The following is a 17,319-nucleotide window of genomic DNA, read 5'->3' as shown; positions in this document are numbered from 1 at the left end:
TAATAAAATCAAAAAGGTGGGAATAGAGATGAATTGGGAACCTTGGACTGGTTGTTATCCGCAAAGTATAGGCTGTACGTATTGCTATTTTTATGGGAAATATTCAAAGCGATATGGACAAAACCAGATTGTAAAAACACCTGATTTTAACAAACCTGTCGCTCTTCAAAAAAATAATCAACCAAAAATTGCCAGTGGGAAAATTGTTGCCACTTGTTTTGGGACCGATTTTTTCTTACCAGAAGCCGACCCTTGGCGCAAAGATGCCTGGGAAATGATTCGCCAACGACCAGATTTAGATTTTTTGATTTTGACTAAGCGAATCGATCGTTTTGAAGTTTCGTTGCCAACAGATTGGGGTGAGGGATATACGAATGTCAATCTAGGTGTCAGTGTTGAAAATCAAACTCTTGCAGACTTGCGTTTGCCACAATTTTTGTCGTTACCAATTAAACGTCGTTTTGTTGCTTGTACACCACTTTTGGGACCGATTGATTTAACAGCTTACATTGATCAAATCGATCATGTCTCTGTTGGCGGTGAAACTGGAAAAGAAGCGCGGGAGTGTAATTTGGATTGGATCTTGGCACTGCGCCAGCAATGTTTAGATCATGAAAAAACTTTTTGGTTTAAAAATACTGGTTCACGTTTCCGTTGTGACGGCGTTTTGCAGAAGGTGAATCCCTATAAACAAAGTTCTTTGGCAAAATCAATGAATTTAAACTTATTAGGAGAAACGCCTTTATTTTAAAAAGTCTCAAATAAATAATAATTAGAAAAGATTTTCTGCTCTAAAAGAGTCCTGAAAATAAAATAGAATTAATGATAAAAAAGTTTTAAAATATGGGGAAATAGCAGGTTATTGCAGTTTTTAAAGGGGAGATAAAAATGAATAAAAAGGTATTGCTGTGTTGGGGAAAATGCTTGTTTCTGGGGTTGAGTCTGTTTTATTTGATGTTTGGTAGTGTGCAGCAGGTTGTTTTTGCAGAAGAAAAAGAAGTTATTAGGAATTTTCTGCATAAAAAAGAACCGCAATCACAGCCGGCCATCACAAGTAATCCGGTAAATTTTCCCGACCAACCAAGATTAGATCAAGTTTCTTCACGAACAGGACAAAGAATTGTTCAGTTACACTTTTTTTAAAAAAGCGGTTGGCTAGTTTTAGTCTTAGTTTTGCTGGCTGCGATTGTGGGAGATTCTCGAAGAAGACGAGAATAAGCTCAATACATGTTAAAGAAAAAATATATATTATTTTTGACTGGTGATTAGTTATTTTATTTAACAAATATTAGCTATAGAATAAATGCCAAAGCAATGTATAGATAACTCCAACGAAAATCTTTTTTCAGAAAAAGATAAAGCATGCCGGCAAGTAACGAAAAGGCAATCGCGTATAGACCACCACTGAATCCTTGTAAAAAGAAATGAATCAAGCCCCAAGTAATTGCCAAGAAAACTCCTCCCGCAGGAAGCCATTCCGGTAAAGTAAATTTTATGTCAGCAAACCTTTGTGCAAAAACAATTGCCAATAATATCAAAAGTGATTCAGCTAAATAATATAAAATTCGTAACAAATAATTAGCCAAACTTCCCACTGATGTGAACTCTATCCAAGGTTTAAAACCACCAAAACCAAAAGTAGTCAGCACAATCACAATCCCGACACAACATAGCGCTGCCCAGTGATTTTGTTTTTTTAAGATAGGTTGATCATCCAATATAAAAAAAGAAAATTTGGTTCTGGCTAGATAGATTAAGCCGACACTGACAATAGTCCACAAGATTGCGGTTATCAAATTTGAGATTCCTTGAGAAAAGCTTCCTAAAAGACCTTGAATCAGTTCAAGACTAAAGCCGGCAAAAGCATAAAGGGCTAGCCATAAAAATTCAATGGCTGAAACGTTTTGATTTATTTTCTTCATATAGATAACTCCCGCTCTTTTTGTTCAGTATAGCAGAAGGGGAAATCTCTGAATATAATTTTTTTTATTAATAATGACGAAAATCAATCGCGAAAAAGCAATTGATTTTTTTGTTTTCAAAAAATAATTCCCAACTAAAACCTGTGTTTCCTTAAAATAAATTCTTTATAAACCACATTAATTTCTGTGTTTTAATAAAAAAATGTTGACAACTAACTTTGGATGTCGTAAACTTTGTCTTGTAAACAACATGATGTCAAAACATTGGAAGCGCTTTTTACCATCAGTTTGTTAAATACAGAAAATGGAGGGAATTATGGATAATCAAATCAAACCAAATTGTGGGCCACGAATTGATCGCTTGCCTACAAGTAAAGTGCAGTGGAGTTTGTTTGCGATGGTGGCCTTTGGCTTGTTAGTCAGCTGGAGCAACGCAATTGGTGGCTTGGTCTTAGCTCAGTTAGCGGAGATTGGTTGGACTAATAATAATATCAGTGCAATTTTTTCTTCACTAACAACAGCGGGCATGTTTTTCGGAGCATTAATTGGCGGAATCATTGGTGACAAGATTGGTCGCCGTAATAGTTATTTACTGTTTGTTGGGATTCATGTTATTTCGATGGTAGCTGGAGCATTATCACCAAATATGACGATCTTAATTGTTTTCAGAGTCATTATGGGATTTGGCTTAGGGGCTTTGTTGGTAACATTATTCGCTGGCTTTACTGAATATGTGCCTTCAAGAAATCGCGGGACATGGTCAGCTCGAGCATCATTTATCGGGAACTGGTCTTATCCGATTTGTTCGACGATTGCGATGTTCATTACACCAGCGATTGCACCAGAACTAAATTGGCGGGTACAATTTATGATTCCAGCAGTCTTATCAACGATTTTATTTGCAGTCGTATATAAGCGCTTTCCAGAATCACCTCGTTGGTTGGAATCACAAGGAAAATATGCCGAAGCAGAGAAAATTATGTCTGATATCGAGACCCGTGTGGAAGCTGCTACAGGTGAACCTCTACCACCGGTTGAAATTGCTGAGTCAGCACCAAAAAAAGAAGTTCAAATTTCTTATTCACAATTATTTAAAGGGGAATTATTGAAACGGGTTATCTTAGGCTCATTCGTTTTAATTGCTATGAATGTGGTGCAGTATACCCTGATCAATTGGTTGCCGACGATTTTCTTAACCCAAGGGATTGATTTAAAAGATTCGGTTGTGTTGAATACGATGAGTATGTTTGGAGCACCGATTGGAATTTTCATTGCAACCTTTATTATTGATAAGATTCCTCGTAAAATTATGGGGTCAGGTTTGTTAATCTTGATTGCCGTTTTAGGCTACGTTTATTCATTACAAACTAGTATTACGACGATTTCGATCTTAGGATTTTTCTTAATTACTTTTGTTTATATGTATGTATGTTACGCTTCAGCCGTTTATGTGCCAGAAATTTGGCCAACTGCAGCAAAACTTCGCGGTTCAGGTTTAGCCAATGCCGTCGGTCGAATTAGTGGTATCTTGGCTCCTTATGCGGTTGCTTATTTCTTAAATACAACCGGCGTGACTGGTGTATTCTTATTATTAGGTGGCGTATCAGTCGTCACTGCAGTAGTGATTATGGTTTTTGGTATCGAAACAAGAAGTGCCTCAGTGGAAGAAATCGGTTCAGTTACACCGGCTTCGGAAAACAGTCACTAATTGTTTAATTATAAAAATTGGAGGGTCTAACTAATGAAAGCTTTAGCAAGATACGGAAAAGAATTTGGCGGATACCGCTTGATCGATGTCCCAGTTCCTGAAGTGGGAGAAGAAGATATTTTAATTAAAATTCGTGCCGCAGCTATCTGTGGTGCCGATATGAAACATTACAATGTAGAAAATGGTTCCGATGAATTCAACTCGATTCGCGGACATGAGTTTGCTGGTGATATTGTAAAAGTTGGTGACAAAGTAGTTGATTGGAAAGTCGGTCAGCGAGTAGTATCTGATAACTCGGCTCACGTTTGTGGCACTTGTCCATCCTGTGAAAAAGGTGATTTCTTAACCTGTAAAGAAAAGGTCAATTTAGGCTTAGATAACAACACTTGGGGCGGCGGATTCTCTAAATATTGTTTAGTACCAGGGGAAATTTTACGGATTCACAAACATGCTCTTTGGGAAATTCCTGAAAATCTTGATTACGAAGATGCTTGTGTATTAGATCCGATTAGTAATGCTTATAAAGCAATCGCGCAACGTTCAAGTTTCTTACCGGGACAAGATGTTGTTGTAACGGGAACTGGACCATTAGGTTTGTTCTCTGTTCAAATGGCGCGCATTATGGGTGCCGTGAATATCGTGGTAGTTGGTTTAGAAGAAGATACCAAAACTCGTTTTGCAGTCGCTAAAGAATTAGGTGCTACTCATGTGGTGAATGGTTCAACTGAAGATGTGGTGGCTCGTTGCCAAGAAATTTGTGGCAAAGATAATTTAGGCTTAGTAATCGAATGTTCTGGTGCCAATATTGCGTTGAAACAAGCGATAGATATGCTTCGACCAAATGGTGAAGTGGTGCGGGTCGGCATGGGATTCCAACCATTTAATTATCCAATCAACGATATTACCACTTGGGCTATCAGTATTATCGGACATATGGCGTATGATTCAACGACTTGGCGCAATGCGATTCGTTTGTTAGCTAAAGGCGATATCCGGGTGCAACCAATGATTACTCACCGTTTAGGTTTATCTGAATGGGAAAAAGGGTTTGAACTAATGGCTAAAAAAGAGGCCATTAAAGTTATTTTCACATACGATTTTGACGACGAAGACTAAAAAGGGAGCGAATAAATTATGTTAGCAAATATTAAATATTGGGAAGAAACTGCCCAGGAAAATGGTTTTGCAATTCCACATTTCAATGTCTGGAACGCAGAAATGTTAATGGGTGTTATTGAAGCTGCTGAGGAAACTAAAGCACCAATTATTATCTCATTTGGAACTGGCTTTATTGGCAACACAATTTTTGAAGAATTTGCACCAATGATGGTTTCTATGGCTAAAAATGCCAGCGTACCAGTAATTACTCACTGGGATCATGGTCGCAGCTTGGAGATTGTTCAAAATGCTTACAATTATGGTATGAATTCTGTGATGCGAGATGCATCGGCAGAACCGTTAGAAGAAAATATTCGTTTAACCAAAGAAGTGGTGGACTATTTCCATCCATTAGGAATTCCTGTGGAGGCAGAATTAGGACATGTCGGCAACGAAACAGTTTACGAAGAAGCATTATCGGCTTATCAATATACAAATCCAGATGAAGCGGCAGAATTTGTTAACCGGACTGGTTGTGATTCATTAGCTGTTGCCATCGGAAATGTTCATGGTGAATATTCTTCTGATCCAAAAATTGCCTTTGACGTATTGAAAAAAGTTCGTGAATTAGTTGATGTGCCTATTGTTTTACATGGTGCTTCTTGTATTGGCGACGAAGACATTAAAAAAGCCATCTCACTAGGTGTTTCAAAAATCAACATCCATACTGAATTATGTTTAGCAGCGATGGACGCAGTTCGCGAAAGCTCTGACAAATCTTTCTTGGAATTAGAAAGAGCTGTCCGTGGTGCAGTGAAGCAACGGGCAAAAGAAAAAATCTTGCTGTTTGGAACAGATGGAAAGATGAATTATTAAAATAGTTTAGTAAAAAGAATTTGTGAAACTTTATATGTAGGACGCAGACAGAATATTGTCTGCGTTTTTTTTATAAAAAAGCGCAAACTAACAAAATTTCGAGAATTTCTTAGCTTGCGCGCGATAATTATTTAAGGTTAAAAGGCTGGCACATTGGCACCACCAGAATGTTCTTTGATATAATTAGCCACTTCCTTTGTAGTCATTGCTTCTTTTAAGACTTTGATTTTTTGACTGTCTTTTTCGTCTTCTCGCGTAACGAGCTGTAAAGCATAGTGTTCACTTGCTGGCTCATCTTCAAGTAAAATCGCATCTTTAGTCGTCAAGCCAGCAGGTTCTAAATAAGAAGGATAACAAAAAACCATAGCAATATCAGTTTCATCATAGGCCTGTACTAAATTTAATAAGTCAATCTGTTCAAAGGTGATATTTTTGGGGTTTTCAACGACATCAGCAACAGTGCCATTGTAACCAGTTCCAGCCTTTAATTTGATTAGGCCATTTTCATTCAAAATAGCAAGTGCTCGACCTTCGTTTGTTGGATCGCTGGGAATGCCAACTTTAGCATTTTCTGGTAAATCAGCGAGTTTTTGATAGTCTTTTGAATAAAAGCCGCCAGTAAAGTAATAAATTGGTTGGACAGCAACTAAATCGGCAGATTTTTCTTCATTAAACATTTCCATGAAAGGAACGTGCTGGGCAAAGTTCGCATCTGCTTCATCATGCTGCACTGCGTCATTATAAGCAACATTATCATTGACTTGCATAATATTAATCTGGTAGCCTTGTTTTTCCGCTGTCTCTTTGGCGATTTCTAAAATATCCTTAGCTGACTCTAATTGCACAGCCACCGTGATTTCTTTATTCTCTTTTTGTTCAGTTTGTTTACTTTCCCCACAAGCACTTAAAATAACTCCCGATACAATAGCTAACAACACAAAATAAATTTTTTTCATTTTTTCTCCTACTTTCTTTTGTCTAGTTTTTGGGCAAGGGTATTGCCAAGCATTTGTAAAATAAAAACTAAAGTAATCATGATCACAATCGCCACATACATAATGCCGTACTCGTATCGTTGATAACCAACTCGAACCGCAAAATCACCGATTCCACCACCGCCAACAATCCCCATTACTGTTGAGTAAGAAATCAGACTAACGGTTGTTGTCGTAAAGGCTAAAACTAACCCACTACGAGCTTCGACTAATAGAAAATGCCAAATATATTGTAATTTTGAGGTGCCTAAAGAATTAGCCAAATCAGATATTTCTGCTGGTAGATCCAATAAGACTTGTTCAACTAAGCGAGCAAAAATTGCGATGGCAACAATACTTAATGGAACTGCTGAAGGAATCGGACCGAATGCTTTCCCCAAAATCGAGCGGGTCACTGGAATCAAAGCGATCACAAGTAATAAATAAGGAAAGGAGCGGATCATGGTCACGATAAAGTTAAACAGCCAATAAAAAAGTGGAGGCTGTCTTTTTACTTTAGGATTGACTAAAAACAACCCTAAACCAAGCGGAAGACCAATGATCAAGCAAAAAAATAGTGAAATTAGCATCATCAAACCAGTCTCCTGTAACCCAGTCAGTAAAGCAGGCCAATTTGCCACCAATTTTTCCAAGAAGTTCATGGCAGTAAACTCCTTTCGACTTTTTCAAGGTAGCTTAGAGTTTCAACAGGAAATTGTTGGGGATTGTTTTGGAAATCTCCAATCAAACGACCATTTTCTAAGACTAAAATCCGTTGACAAAGACTTTTTAAAGTCTGAAGCTCGTGACTAACAAAGACGATCGTCGGTCGAAATTCTAGATGCGTTTTTTTCAATAAACTGACGACACTAGCGGTATTTTCTTCATCTAAAGAACTAGTCGCTTCATCACAAAATAACCAACTAGGTGTTCGACTCAATGCTCGTGCGATTCCAACCCGCTGCTTTTCTCCACCAGATAATTGGGCGGGATAGGCTGCAGCCTTGTGACTCATGTCCACAAAGGTGAGGAGCTGTCGGACTTTTTCATGCTGCTTTTTCTTCAATAATTTTAAAGGTAAAGCGACATTGTCATAAGCGTTCAAGTTCTCTAACAGATTAAAATTTTGAAAAACGAGTGCCATTTGTTGCTGCTGATGGCGGAGGTCCTTTTTTGTAAAAGTTCGGCTATCAATACCATCGATTAGAATGCTTCCTTCACTAGGTGATTCCATCAGATTTAGTAGACGCAATAAAGTCGACTTTCCTGAGCCGCTTTTTCCAACGATGCCGACGATTTCTCCTGGCGTCAAAGAGAGGTTAATATTTTTCAAAGCGGATGTGGTTGGATAATTCTTTGATACGTTGACTAATTCAATCATAGCGCCTCCTAAAAATATAACAGTATAAAAATCTGTGTAATAAATATCAGCATGGAAATTTATAGATTAAATTCCATGTTTTTTAAATAAAACGTAAAACACTAGCAAACTAAACATGAAACTCCTTACATCATCTATTAAAATGAAACAAAAAGCAATTTTTTTGCTGAGGGAAAATATAATATCTGTTTTTTTACTGTAGTATTTTGAAGTGTGAATTATTTTTTAAGGACGTAGATTAAGTGAGTAAGTTGGTTGCAGAATACAAAAGTACATAGAAATAAGTTTTTAAAATATAGAAGTGTGATTTGGATTTTTCAAAGTTTAATTGGTTTAAAGATGATATTATTGGTAAATGAAATCAGTCTAAGTAATGCAAGTTTGACGGCATTAATTTATCAACCTTTACATTATGAGCGACATCAACGAAGCTTTTCTTCTAGGAAATAAAGTCATGATCATGAATCAAGGGAAAATATGTCAATTTGCTACACCTTCAGAAATAATTGCTCATCCCAATGATGCTTTTGTAAAAAAATTATTGGACACGGTTTATCAAGAAGCAGAAATTTGGCGGGGGATGTAATATGCTTAACTATTGGAATGATTTCCATTCAGATTTATTGTTAGCTCTTTGGCAACATACTCATTTGGTTTTAAGTTCACTATTTTTAGATTTAGTATTGGCGATAGTGTTGATTTTATTATTTTTACAACGACCTAAAGGACTAGCAAGTATAAACTATTTTTTTCAGCATTGTACTCGATTCCAAGCTATGCTTTTTTTTGCTTTGCTGATTCCGATTAGCGGTTTGGGTAAAGTCACAGCCATCATTGTGTTAACCTTATATAGTGAATCCATTTTATCGCGGACGTTTACTACGGGTTTAAAAGAAATTGATCCTTTAAAGATCCAAAATGAATGCTGGTGGATTAGGAACCATTTTGTTTGATGGTTTACGGACACAGAGTATAGTTAAAATGATTTGGGGTACCTTAGCTACGGTTGTGTTATGTGTATTTGTGACGATTTTATTGAATAGTATCGAAAAAAAGTTTGAATTGGAGGAATTTAGATGAAAGCCATTGTTGTATATGAAGCTGGTGGACCGGAGAAATTGATTTATACGGATGTAGAAAAACCTAAAGTTAAAGCTGGCTGGAGTTTGGTTCAAGTAAAAGGTTTTGGCATCAATCACTCAGAAATTTTTACTCGTCAAGGTTTGTCACCTAGTGTCTCTTTCCCCAGAATTTTAGGCATTGAGGCAGTGGGTGTGATCGTTGAAACAACAGATGAAGCAAAATTACCTATCGGTCAAACAGTTATTTCGATTATGGGAGAAATGGGTCGCGATTTTGACGGCAGTTACGCAGAATATGTTTTGCTGCCAAACCAGCAAATTTACCCAGTGAATACAAGGTTGCCTTGGGAAATATTAGCAACAATTCCTGAAACTTATTTTACAGCTTTTGGCTCAATGAAAAGATTAAACATTAAAGAAACCGATTCGATTTTAGTGCGAGGTGCCACTAGTGGTGTTGGGCTTGCTTTTTTAAATTTGGTTAAAGCACAATTTCCGCAAATAGAGATTTGTGGGACAACTCGTAGTTTGACGAAAAAAGAACAGCTATTAAAAGCAGGCTTTGATACAGTTATTGAAGATCAAGATGGAAAATTACAAACAGAAGCAAGCTTTGATAAAATATTTGAATTAATCGGCCCCGCTACCATAAAAAATAGCTTTCAGCATCTTTTATTAGCAGGTATTATTTGTAATACAGGCCTACTAGGTGGAAAATGGTATTTAGAAGAGTTTGATCCAATTATGGATACAAATGGTGGTTATTTAACGGGTTTTTATTCTGGAGATGTGTCCAGCCCAAAATTAAATCAGCTCTTGGATTATATTGAAGAATTCCGAGTAACCATTCAACCAGAAAAAGTTTTTAAATTATCAGAAGTGCGTCTTGCCCATGAATATCTGGAAAGTCAAAAAAGCTTTGGAAAAACTATTATTTTAAATTAGGAGGAAAACTAAATGTCTTTATTATTATCTCCAGTCGAAATTGCCGGTCTGAACTTAAAAAATCGAGTAGTGATGTCGCCAATGTGTATGTATGAAGTCAAAAAACAAGATGGTGTTGTCACTCCTTTTCATTTTGGTCATTATGGTGCGCGAGCGATTGGTCAAGTGGGTTTAATAATTATTGAAGCGACTGGCGTGACTCCAGACGGTCGAATCTCAAGCCAAGATTTAGGTTTATGGAACGATCAACAAAAAATGGAATTAAAAAAATTAGTTGATCAATTACATTATTTAGGCAGCCAAGTGAGTTTACAATTAAATCACGCTGGGCGAAAAGCCGAAGATGCCGATTATCCGTTGGCACCTAGTGCAATTGCTTACAACGAAGAATTTGCGACACCAAATGAAATGACTCTTGATGAGATTCAATCAGTGGAGCAGGCTTTTGTTGACGCGGTCCAACGAGCAGTTTCTGCTGGAGTGGATATGATCGAATTACATGGGGCTCACGGTTACTTAATGGATCAGTTTTTATCACCGTTGACGAATCAAAGAACCGATCAGTATGGCGGCAGCTTAGAAAACCGTTATCGTTTTGTCAAGGAAGTGGTAGAAAGGGTTCGGGCGATTTATCAAGGTCCTTTATGGATTCGTTTATCACTAACAAATTATGCTGACCCAAAAGAGCAAAATAGCATTGAAGATTTTCAACAAATTGGTCAATGGCTGGAACAAGCAGGAATTAATTGTTTAGATATTTCCACTGGCGGATTATTAGATCGCCAACCCAATTTCCCGATTCACGCCGGTTATCAAACACCTTTTGCGACAAAGATGAAAGAAGCCGTCACTATTCCTGTAGCCACTGTTGGTTTGCTAAGTGATCCTGGAATGTGTGAATATATTGTGGAAAATCAACAAGCCGATTTAGTTGTATTAGGTCGAGAATTACTTCGCAATCCTAATTGGTTAGCCGAAGCAGCCAATGATTTACACGATCATGGTTTTAAAGTATACAATCATTCTTACCAAAGAGGGCAAATGAAAAATGTTGCTGAGCGTAAACAATTTGGTGACGCTAAATAAATTTAGACCACTTGAAGAGAAGTTTTCAAGTGGTTCTATTTATTATGGAAATTGTTGCATTTGCAATAAAAATAAGATAAGCTGTGAATATTCAATTCAGGAGGTAAAATTTTGACAGATATTTTAAGGGAAATAGGAGTGATTGCCCGTTCATTAGATGGCATTGCCAATATTGAATTTAAGCAATTTGATTTAACCCGTGGGCAATATTTATATCTGGTGCGCATTGCTGAACAACCTGGGATTATTCCTGACCAATTAGCTGAGTTAATCAAAGTCGATCGAACGACTGCGGCTCGGGCCATTTCAAAGTTAGAGAATCATGATTTTATTGAAAAAAAGAATGATCCTGAAAATAAAAAGATCAAACGTTTATATGTAACTGATCAGGGACAAGCAGCTGCAGCCTTCATTTTAAGAGAAAACAACTATTCCAACCAAATGGCGTTGCAAAATTTATCAGCAATAGAAATTGCCGAATTGGCTCGGCTAATGGCAATGGTTAAAAAAAATGTCGAAGCTGATTGGGAATATGTCAAAAAAGGAGGCAAACGAACGTATTAAACAACTATCATTAGCCACGAAGGAAACCTTTTTAAATATATATCAAATGCAGTTAACATATGTAAAAGAAAAAGATAAACTTACTAAATTAAGCAGATTTACAAAACAATATCTATATCAAAACTTGCAAAGAGAACTGAATTGTCCTGGCACTCTATTTTATTTAATAAAAATTGATAGACAAATTATAGGTTATTTAAAAATTAAGTATGATCATAAAGATCTAAAGAAAAGACTCCATAATCGTCTAGAAATTGCTGAAATATTTATTTCAGAGAACTCTTGAAGAATTGATTTCGTTTTGTTGCTATGGGAAAAGGTGGAAGAAATAGTCGAAGAGCAGGAGATATCAATTATTAGCTTGTCAACGGCAATTGATCTGCCTAATCATATTTACAAAAAATATCGAATATTAGACCAAGGAGAAAAAATTATATGAAAAAAATCATTGTTACAAAAGACTTTTGGGAGATTTTTCCAACGGCACAAATTCAAGTAGTAATTGCAAAAGGTTTAAATAATCAGGTTGTAGATGAGAAATATGATGACTTCAAGAACATGTTGGCAGAGGCAGTTAAAGAAAGTCAAAAATTTTTAACAGCCGATGTTTTTAGTCAAAATGAAGTAATTGCTCTGTGGCGGGAAGCATTTAGTCAATTTAAGACTAAAAAAGGCGCTCGATCATCAATTGAAGCTTTGCTAAAGAGAGCAAGTCAAGGTCGTGAGTTTGAACCGATTAATCCATTGGTAGATATTTACAATAGTATATCTTTAGAATTTGCTGTGCCAGCTGGCGGTGAAGATCTTGAAGCAATTGATGGTGATTTAATCTTAGGGAAAGCGCAAGGGGGCGAATCATTCTTTCCGTTAGGCGCGGATAAAGATGCCCCGGCATTACCAGAAGAAATCATTTATTATGATCAAACAGGTGCTGTTTGTCGTTGTTTAAATTGGCGAGAGGCCCAAAGAACTATGTTATTGGAAAAGACAACAGATGCCGTTTTAGTCTTGGAATCGATCAATCAAGAACAAGCTGAAAGAGCTAATCAAGCGGTTCAAGAGCTTAAAAAGAAGATTGACTCGTATTTTTCTATTGATAGTCAAATCATTACTTTGACAGCCGGAAATCCGTCAGCAACCTTAATAGAATAGGCTTTACAATGTATAAATCATTATATTAAAACAACATTTTTTTGGGTTTTTCTGATAAAACAAAGATAAAAAGTCTGTTTCGAAGATTTTATCCTTTTTTTGTTATTGACTGTATGTTAAAATGAAACAAAGAAAAAGGAGGGAGTCATATGGCTGGAAGAGACCGCATTATTATTATTAAACAATTATTGCTAAATGAAAAAAAAGTATCTGTCGCTGATCTAAGTCAAAAATTTTCTGTTACTGAGGAAACGATTCGTCGTGACTTAGATAAGCTGGAGTCAGAAGGTGTATTGACGAGGACTTATGGCGGCGCAATCTTAAATGTTGAAGAGACTGTCTCCAATATCCCCTTTTATAAACGGGCAGAAAAAAATATGGAAGCTAAGCAAGCGATCGCTATCACAGCAAGAGAACTACTGGCAACGACTAATACAATGTACGCCGATTCAAGTTCAACAGTGATGGAAACAATGAAGCTATTAAAAGATCGTGATGATTTAATGATTGTGACAAATTCATCAGAAGCCTTGAAAGAATTGTTGGTTTCAAATGTGAATGTGCTATCAACCGGGGGAGAATTAAATAAGCGTACTTTGTCGCTACAGGGAGATTTAACTGAGCAAGCCATTCAACATTACAATGTTGATGTTGCCTTAATTAGTTGTAAAGGCATTGACTTGGAAACCGGAGTTACTGATACTAATGAAGTGGAATCACGGATCAAACGTCGGATGATTCAGCAAGCCAATCAAGTAGTTTTATTAGTTGATCAATCTAAGTTTGATAAAAAAGCCTTTGTTCACCTTTCGGAATTCCCTCAAATCCAACATGTGATTACCGACAAAAGACCAAATCAAGAATGGCGCAACTTTTTCAAAGAGCAAGGGATTGAAGTTCATTTTTAAAGAATAAATACGAGAAAAGAACTAGTTATAAAACTGGTTCTTTTTTTGTTTTTAAAATTTAATCTTTGTTTCAAAGAAAATTTTGTGGTTTATATTGACAGTTTGGTTTTGTTGAAGTAATATATAGATATCAAATGAAAGCGTAAACAAACAGGAGGGTCAATCATGAACAGTAGAGACATTGGTAAAAAGTTGGATCAGCTGCCGATCTCCAGATGGCACTGGCAAGTATTTTTGCTTATCGGCTTTGGATTACAGATTAATGGTTTCTTGAATTCTTCCGGCAGTTCAATTTTAGCCGATTTGGTAGCCAGCGGTTGGTCAAATAATTATTTAAATGCGGCATTTTCTTCAGCTATGATGATCGGATTTTTCATCGGATCTTTGTTTGGTGGAAATTTTGGTGATCGATTTGGTCGAAAAAAAGCTTACCAATTGAGCATTTTACTTTTTGCGATTTTCTCTTTACTAGCAAGCTTTTCGCCGAATATTTATTTCTTGATTGTTTGTCGTGGTGGGATGGGCATTGGGATGGGATCTGGCATCGTGATTGGTTATGCTTCCTTCACTGAATTTATTCCGGCAAATGTCCGTGGTAAATGGTCGGCGCGGATTTCATTTTTAGGAAATTTATCGCCATTGATTGCCGCATCAGCCAGTTTCTTAATTATTCCGACGCTAGGTTGGCGAACGATGTTTGTGGTTGGTTCAGCGGCCTCCTTTATTATTTTGATTTTAGTTTCTAAATTTTTAGATGAATCACCACGCTGGTGTGCTGAAAATAATCAAGAAGCTCGAGCTGAAGAAATTGTGACCAAAGTTGTCACTCGGATTGAAAAAGAAAAAGGAGCGTCACTGAATTTAGAAACTGACAGTAATGGAACTTCATCCAACAGGGTAGAGAAAAAAATTTCGTTTGGATCATTCTTCAAAGGGGCTTTAGGCATCCGGACAATTGTAGCAACGACGGTTTTAGTAGCGATGAATATTTCCCTTTATACGATTACAGTTTGGATTCCGACAATTTTCGTCAATAGTGGTATCAATATTTCGAAATCTTTATTGATGACCACCTTAATCATGCTGGGAGCACCTTGTGGCGTGTTTGTTTCAACTTTAATTGTTGATAAATTTCCCCGTAAATGGTTTGGGGTCAGCTTGATTTTATTGATCGCTATACTCGGCTATGTTTATTCTTTACAAACAACCGAAGTTGGGATTATTGCTATTGGTGTTTTATTAATTTTTATTTTATATATTTACAATAGTTTTTCATCGGCAGTTTACGCACCAGAAATTTGGCCGACAAAAGCTAAGATGCGCGGTTCAGGTATTTCCAATTCGATTGGTCGAATTGTTGCAATTGTAATCCCTTACATTATTGCTTGGATTTTAACCAATTATAGTGTCACCACTGTGTTCATTGTTTTAGGCTGTGCTTTAGGATTTTGTGCCTTGATTCTAGCAATTTTCGGGATTGAAACCCGTAAGAAATCAGTGGAGGAAATTAGTATCGATGACCCAAAGGAGCAACTAGTCACACCCATCATTAGTTCAATCAAATAAATTTAACTATAAAGGAGCAAGTCAAACATGAAAAATACAGTAGCAATTTTAGAGCATCCAGGAAAAATGATTATCAAAGAAACCGCAACACCCGAACCAAAAGCCCACGAGGTTTTAATCAAAGTTGGTGATGTCGGAATCTGTGGTTCAGATGTCCACGGCTTCCAGCATGGTCCTTACATTCCACCAAAAGATCCCAATCAAACGATTGGCTTAGGTCATGAAATGGCAGGCGTTGTTGAAAAAGTGGGTGCCGATGTTACCAAATTTAAAGTTGGTGATCGTGTATGTATCGAGCCTGGCGTGCCTTGTTACAAGTGTGAATTTTGTCTAGAAGGTCACTATAATGTTTGTCCAGTTGTTGACTTTATGGCGACACAGCCAAATTATAAAGGCGCTTTGACTAATTATTTAACTCATCCAGAAGATATGACTTATTTATTACCAGACAAGATGACAATGGTGGAAGGTGCTTTAGTAGAGCCAGCAGCTGTCGGCATTCACGCTGGTGAAATGGCGGGAGACTTATTAGGAAAAAAAGTCGTAATTTTAGGCTCCGGTTGTATTGGTTTAATGACGGTGCAAGCAACTAAATTAATGGGTGCTGCGGAAATTGTTGTGATTGATGTCTTACAAAATCGTCTAGATAAAGCTAAAGAACTAGGCGCTACGGCAATTTTTGATGGTCGAGAAGATAATTTAGTGGAAAAAGTCAAAGAAGTTGTTGGGCAATATGGCGCCGACGTGGTTTACGAAACAGCAGGTGCGATTCCAACGGCTAAAATGGCATTAGAATTAGTCAAACGTCGCGGTAAAATTTTGATCGTTGGGACAATTCCAGGAGATACACCTGTTGATTTCTTGAAAATTAATCGAGAAGTTTCGATTCAAACAGTATTCCGTTATGCTAACGATTATCCGAAAACCATCAGTATGATTGCTAGTGGAAAATTTGATGTATTGTCGATGGCGGATAAATATTTTGACTATCAAGATACGCAAGAAGCTTTTGAATTCTCAGTAAATAATAAGAGTGATTTGATCAAGGGTGTTATTCGTGTGGCGAAATTAGATTAGAAAAGAGTTGAACTGAATGAGTAAGGTGGATGTAATTTGTATTGGTGCCGCAATTGTGGATATTCCTTTATATCCGGTGGGAGATTTTATTTTTAAAGAAGTTTCTTATCCGTTAGACGATATTTCCATGAAAATTGGCGGCGATGCAATTAATGAAGCAACAATTATTACCCGTTTAGGCAACCGGGTTTCCTTGATGAGTGCAGTAGGCAACGATGGTGCCGGCATGTTTATTCAAGAATTTGCCAAGGAAAATCAGATTATTACCGATCATCTAACGGTCGATCCTAAATTGACCACATCTTTAAATATCGGCATGGTGAGAGAAGATGGTGAGCGAACTTTTGTAACTAATCGCAATGGTAGTTTATGGAAAATGAGTATTGATGATATTGATTTGACTGCGATAAAAGACGCCAAAGTTTTGTCATTGGCAAGTATTTTCAACAATCCTTTGTTAAATAATGACGCTTTAGTCAAGATATTTAAAAAAGCTCAGGCTGAAAAAATGATTATTTGTGCTGATATGGTGAAAAGTCGTTTAGGGGAAAGTCTAGCTGATATTTCTGAGGCTTTATCATATGTCGATTATTTCTTTCCTAACTTAGAAGAAGCGGAAGAATTAACCGGCAAGTCTGAATTGGCCGAAATTGCTGACACATTCTTAGATTTAGGCGTTAAAAATGTGGTAATAAAAATCGGAAAACGAGGCTGCTATTTAAAAAATGCAAAAATAGAAAAAATTGTACCAGCCTTTAGAAAAGACAGTGATGTCAAGATTGATACGATTGGAGCGGGAGATAATTTCGTTTCTGGTTTTATCGCTGAATTATTACAAGACAAAGCTTTTGAAGAATGTGCATATTTTGGCAATGCTGTCGCAGCTGTGTCAATCGAATCTCTCGGAGCAACAGCTGGCGTAAAAAATCGTGAACAAGTAGAAACAATGATTAAAAACTATAAATAAAAACGAAGGTGGA

19 protein-coding genes are annotated in these 17,319 nt (G+C 36.9%); 15 read left to right on the top strand and 4 right to left on the bottom strand.

Annotated features, from left to right (window positions below; translation table 11 throughout):
- Positions 1-28 precede the first annotated feature (28 nt).
- Both KUA55_RS15225 and KUA55_RS15220 read left to right on the top strand, forming a co-directional pair.
- Positions 29-751, top strand: a complete 723-nt coding sequence (locus KUA55_RS15225; RefSeq protein WP_218327246.1) for a DUF5131 family protein — start codon at positions 29-31, stop codon at positions 749-751.
- Positions 752-888: 137 nt separating this feature from the next.
- Positions 889-1,143: a hypothetical protein gene (locus KUA55_RS15220; protein WP_218327245.1), complete on the top strand. Its 255-nt coding sequence runs from the start codon at positions 889-891 to the stop codon at positions 1,141-1,143.
- Between the two features lie 149 nt (positions 1,144-1,292).
- Here KUA55_RS15220 and KUA55_RS15215 read toward each other — a convergent pair whose 3' ends face one another.
- Complete coding sequence (locus KUA55_RS15215) at positions 1,293-1,922, bottom strand: hypothetical protein (protein WP_218327244.1); 630 nt, start codon at positions 1,920-1,922, stop codon at positions 1,293-1,295.
- A 316-nt stretch (positions 1,923-2,238) separates the two neighbouring features.
- Between KUA55_RS15215 and KUA55_RS15210 the strand changes: the two genes are divergently transcribed.
- From KUA55_RS15210 to KUA55_RS15200, 3 genes are read left to right on the top strand one after another with little or no spacing between them, the layout of a single operon-like run.
- Positions 2,239-3,630 (top strand): MFS transporter, encoded by a 1,392-nt coding sequence (locus KUA55_RS15210; RefSeq protein WP_218327243.1) that lies wholly within the window; start codon positions 2,239-2,241, stop codon positions 3,628-3,630.
- A gap of 33 nt (positions 3,631-3,663) precedes the next feature.
- On the top strand, positions 3,664-4,746 hold the full coding sequence (locus KUA55_RS15205) for a zinc-binding dehydrogenase (protein ID WP_218327242.1): 1,083 nt from the start codon (positions 3,664-3,666) through the stop codon (positions 4,744-4,746).
- An 18-nt stretch (positions 4,747-4,764) separates the two neighbouring features.
- Positions 4,765-5,604 carry a class II fructose-bisphosphate aldolase gene (locus tag KUA55_RS15200; RefSeq protein WP_218327241.1) on the top strand — a complete coding sequence of 280 codons (840 nt, stop codon included), beginning with the start codon at positions 4,765-4,767 and terminating at the stop codon, positions 5,602-5,604.
- A 137-nt stretch (positions 5,605-5,741) separates the two neighbouring features.
- On the opposite strand, the gene emtC is transcribed toward KUA55_RS15200, so the two are convergent.
- The 3 genes from emtC to emtA are packed head-to-tail and all read right to left on the bottom strand — an operon-like array spanning position 5,742 to position 7,959.
- A complete protein-coding gene (gene emtC, locus KUA55_RS15195) occupies positions 5,742-6,560 on the bottom strand; it encodes a metal family ABC transporter substrate-binding protein EmtC (RefSeq protein ID WP_218327240.1) in 819 nt (272 codons plus the stop codon).
- Between the two features lie 8 nt (positions 6,561-6,568).
- The gene (emtB, locus tag KUA55_RS15190) at positions 6,569-7,240 is read right to left on the bottom strand and encodes a metal ABC transporter permease EmtB (RefSeq protein ID WP_218327239.1); all 672 of its coding nucleotides are present in this window, start codon (positions 7,238-7,240) and stop codon (positions 6,569-6,571) included.
- Positions 7,237-7,959 carry a metal ABC transporter ATP-binding protein EmtA gene (emtA, locus tag KUA55_RS15185; RefSeq protein ID WP_218327238.1) on the bottom strand — a complete coding sequence of 241 codons (723 nt, stop codon included), beginning with the start codon at positions 7,957-7,959 and terminating at the stop codon, positions 7,237-7,239. The genes emtB and emtA overlap by 4 nt, the downstream gene beginning before the upstream one ends.
- 454 nt (positions 7,960-8,413) lie before the next feature.
- On the opposite strand from emtA, the gene KUA55_RS18585 reads away from it, so the two are divergent.
- From KUA55_RS18585 to KUA55_RS15140, 10 genes are all read left to right on the top strand, one after another.
- On the top strand, positions 8,414-8,545 hold the full coding sequence (locus KUA55_RS18585; protein WP_281419047.1) for a hypothetical protein: 132 nt from the start codon (positions 8,414-8,416) through the stop codon (positions 8,543-8,545).
- A gap of 1 nt (position 8,546) precedes the next feature.
- Positions 8,547-8,912: a hypothetical protein gene (locus tag KUA55_RS15180; protein ID WP_218327237.1), complete on the top strand. Its 366-nt coding sequence runs from the start codon at positions 8,547-8,549 to the stop codon at positions 8,910-8,912.
- A gap of 123 nt (positions 8,913-9,035) precedes the next feature.
- Entirely contained in the window at positions 9,036-9,986 is a 951-nt protein-coding gene (locus KUA55_RS15175; protein WP_218327236.1) for an alcohol dehydrogenase catalytic domain-containing protein, read from the top strand.
- Positions 9,987-9,998: 12 nt separating this feature from the next.
- A complete protein-coding gene (locus KUA55_RS15170) occupies positions 9,999-11,072 on the top strand; it encodes an NADH:flavin oxidoreductase/NADH oxidase (RefSeq protein WP_218327235.1) in 1,074 nt (357 codons plus the stop codon).
- A 111-nt stretch (positions 11,073-11,183) separates the two neighbouring features.
- Positions 11,184-11,636, top strand: coding sequence for a MarR family winged helix-turn-helix transcriptional regulator (locus tag KUA55_RS15165; RefSeq protein ID WP_218327234.1), 453 nt, complete (start codon positions 11,184-11,186; stop codon positions 11,634-11,636).
- 435 nt (positions 11,637-12,071) lie between these two features.
- Positions 12,072-12,788, top strand: a complete 717-nt coding sequence (locus tag KUA55_RS15160) for a B3/B4 domain-containing protein (protein ID WP_218327233.1) — start codon at positions 12,072-12,074, stop codon at positions 12,786-12,788.
- A 149-nt stretch (positions 12,789-12,937) separates the two neighbouring features.
- Positions 12,938-13,696, top strand: a complete 759-nt coding sequence (locus tag KUA55_RS15155) for a DeoR/GlpR family DNA-binding transcription regulator (RefSeq protein WP_218327232.1) — start codon at positions 12,938-12,940, stop codon at positions 13,694-13,696.
- A 165-nt stretch (positions 13,697-13,861) separates the two neighbouring features.
- Complete coding sequence (locus KUA55_RS15150) at positions 13,862-15,262, top strand: MFS transporter (RefSeq protein ID WP_218327231.1); 1,401 nt, start codon at positions 13,862-13,864, stop codon at positions 15,260-15,262.
- 27 nt (positions 15,263-15,289) lie between these two features.
- A complete protein-coding gene (locus KUA55_RS15145; RefSeq protein WP_218327230.1) occupies positions 15,290-16,339 on the top strand; it encodes an NAD(P)-dependent alcohol dehydrogenase in 1,050 nt (349 codons plus the stop codon).
- A 16-nt stretch (positions 16,340-16,355) separates the two neighbouring features.
- Entirely contained in the window at positions 16,356-17,306 is a 951-nt protein-coding gene (locus KUA55_RS15140) for a carbohydrate kinase family protein (protein WP_218327229.1), read from the top strand.
- The last annotated feature ends 13 nt before the right edge of the window (positions 17,307-17,319 follow it).

It is taken from the genome of Enterococcus alishanensis, from assembly GCF_019218635.1.
Classification (GTDB): domain Bacteria; phylum Bacillota; class Bacilli; order Lactobacillales; family Enterococcaceae; genus Enterococcus_A; species Enterococcus_A alishanensis.
The sequence above is the reverse complement of the archived record's forward strand: the minus strand, read 5'-3'. Positions and strand labels throughout refer to the sequence as shown.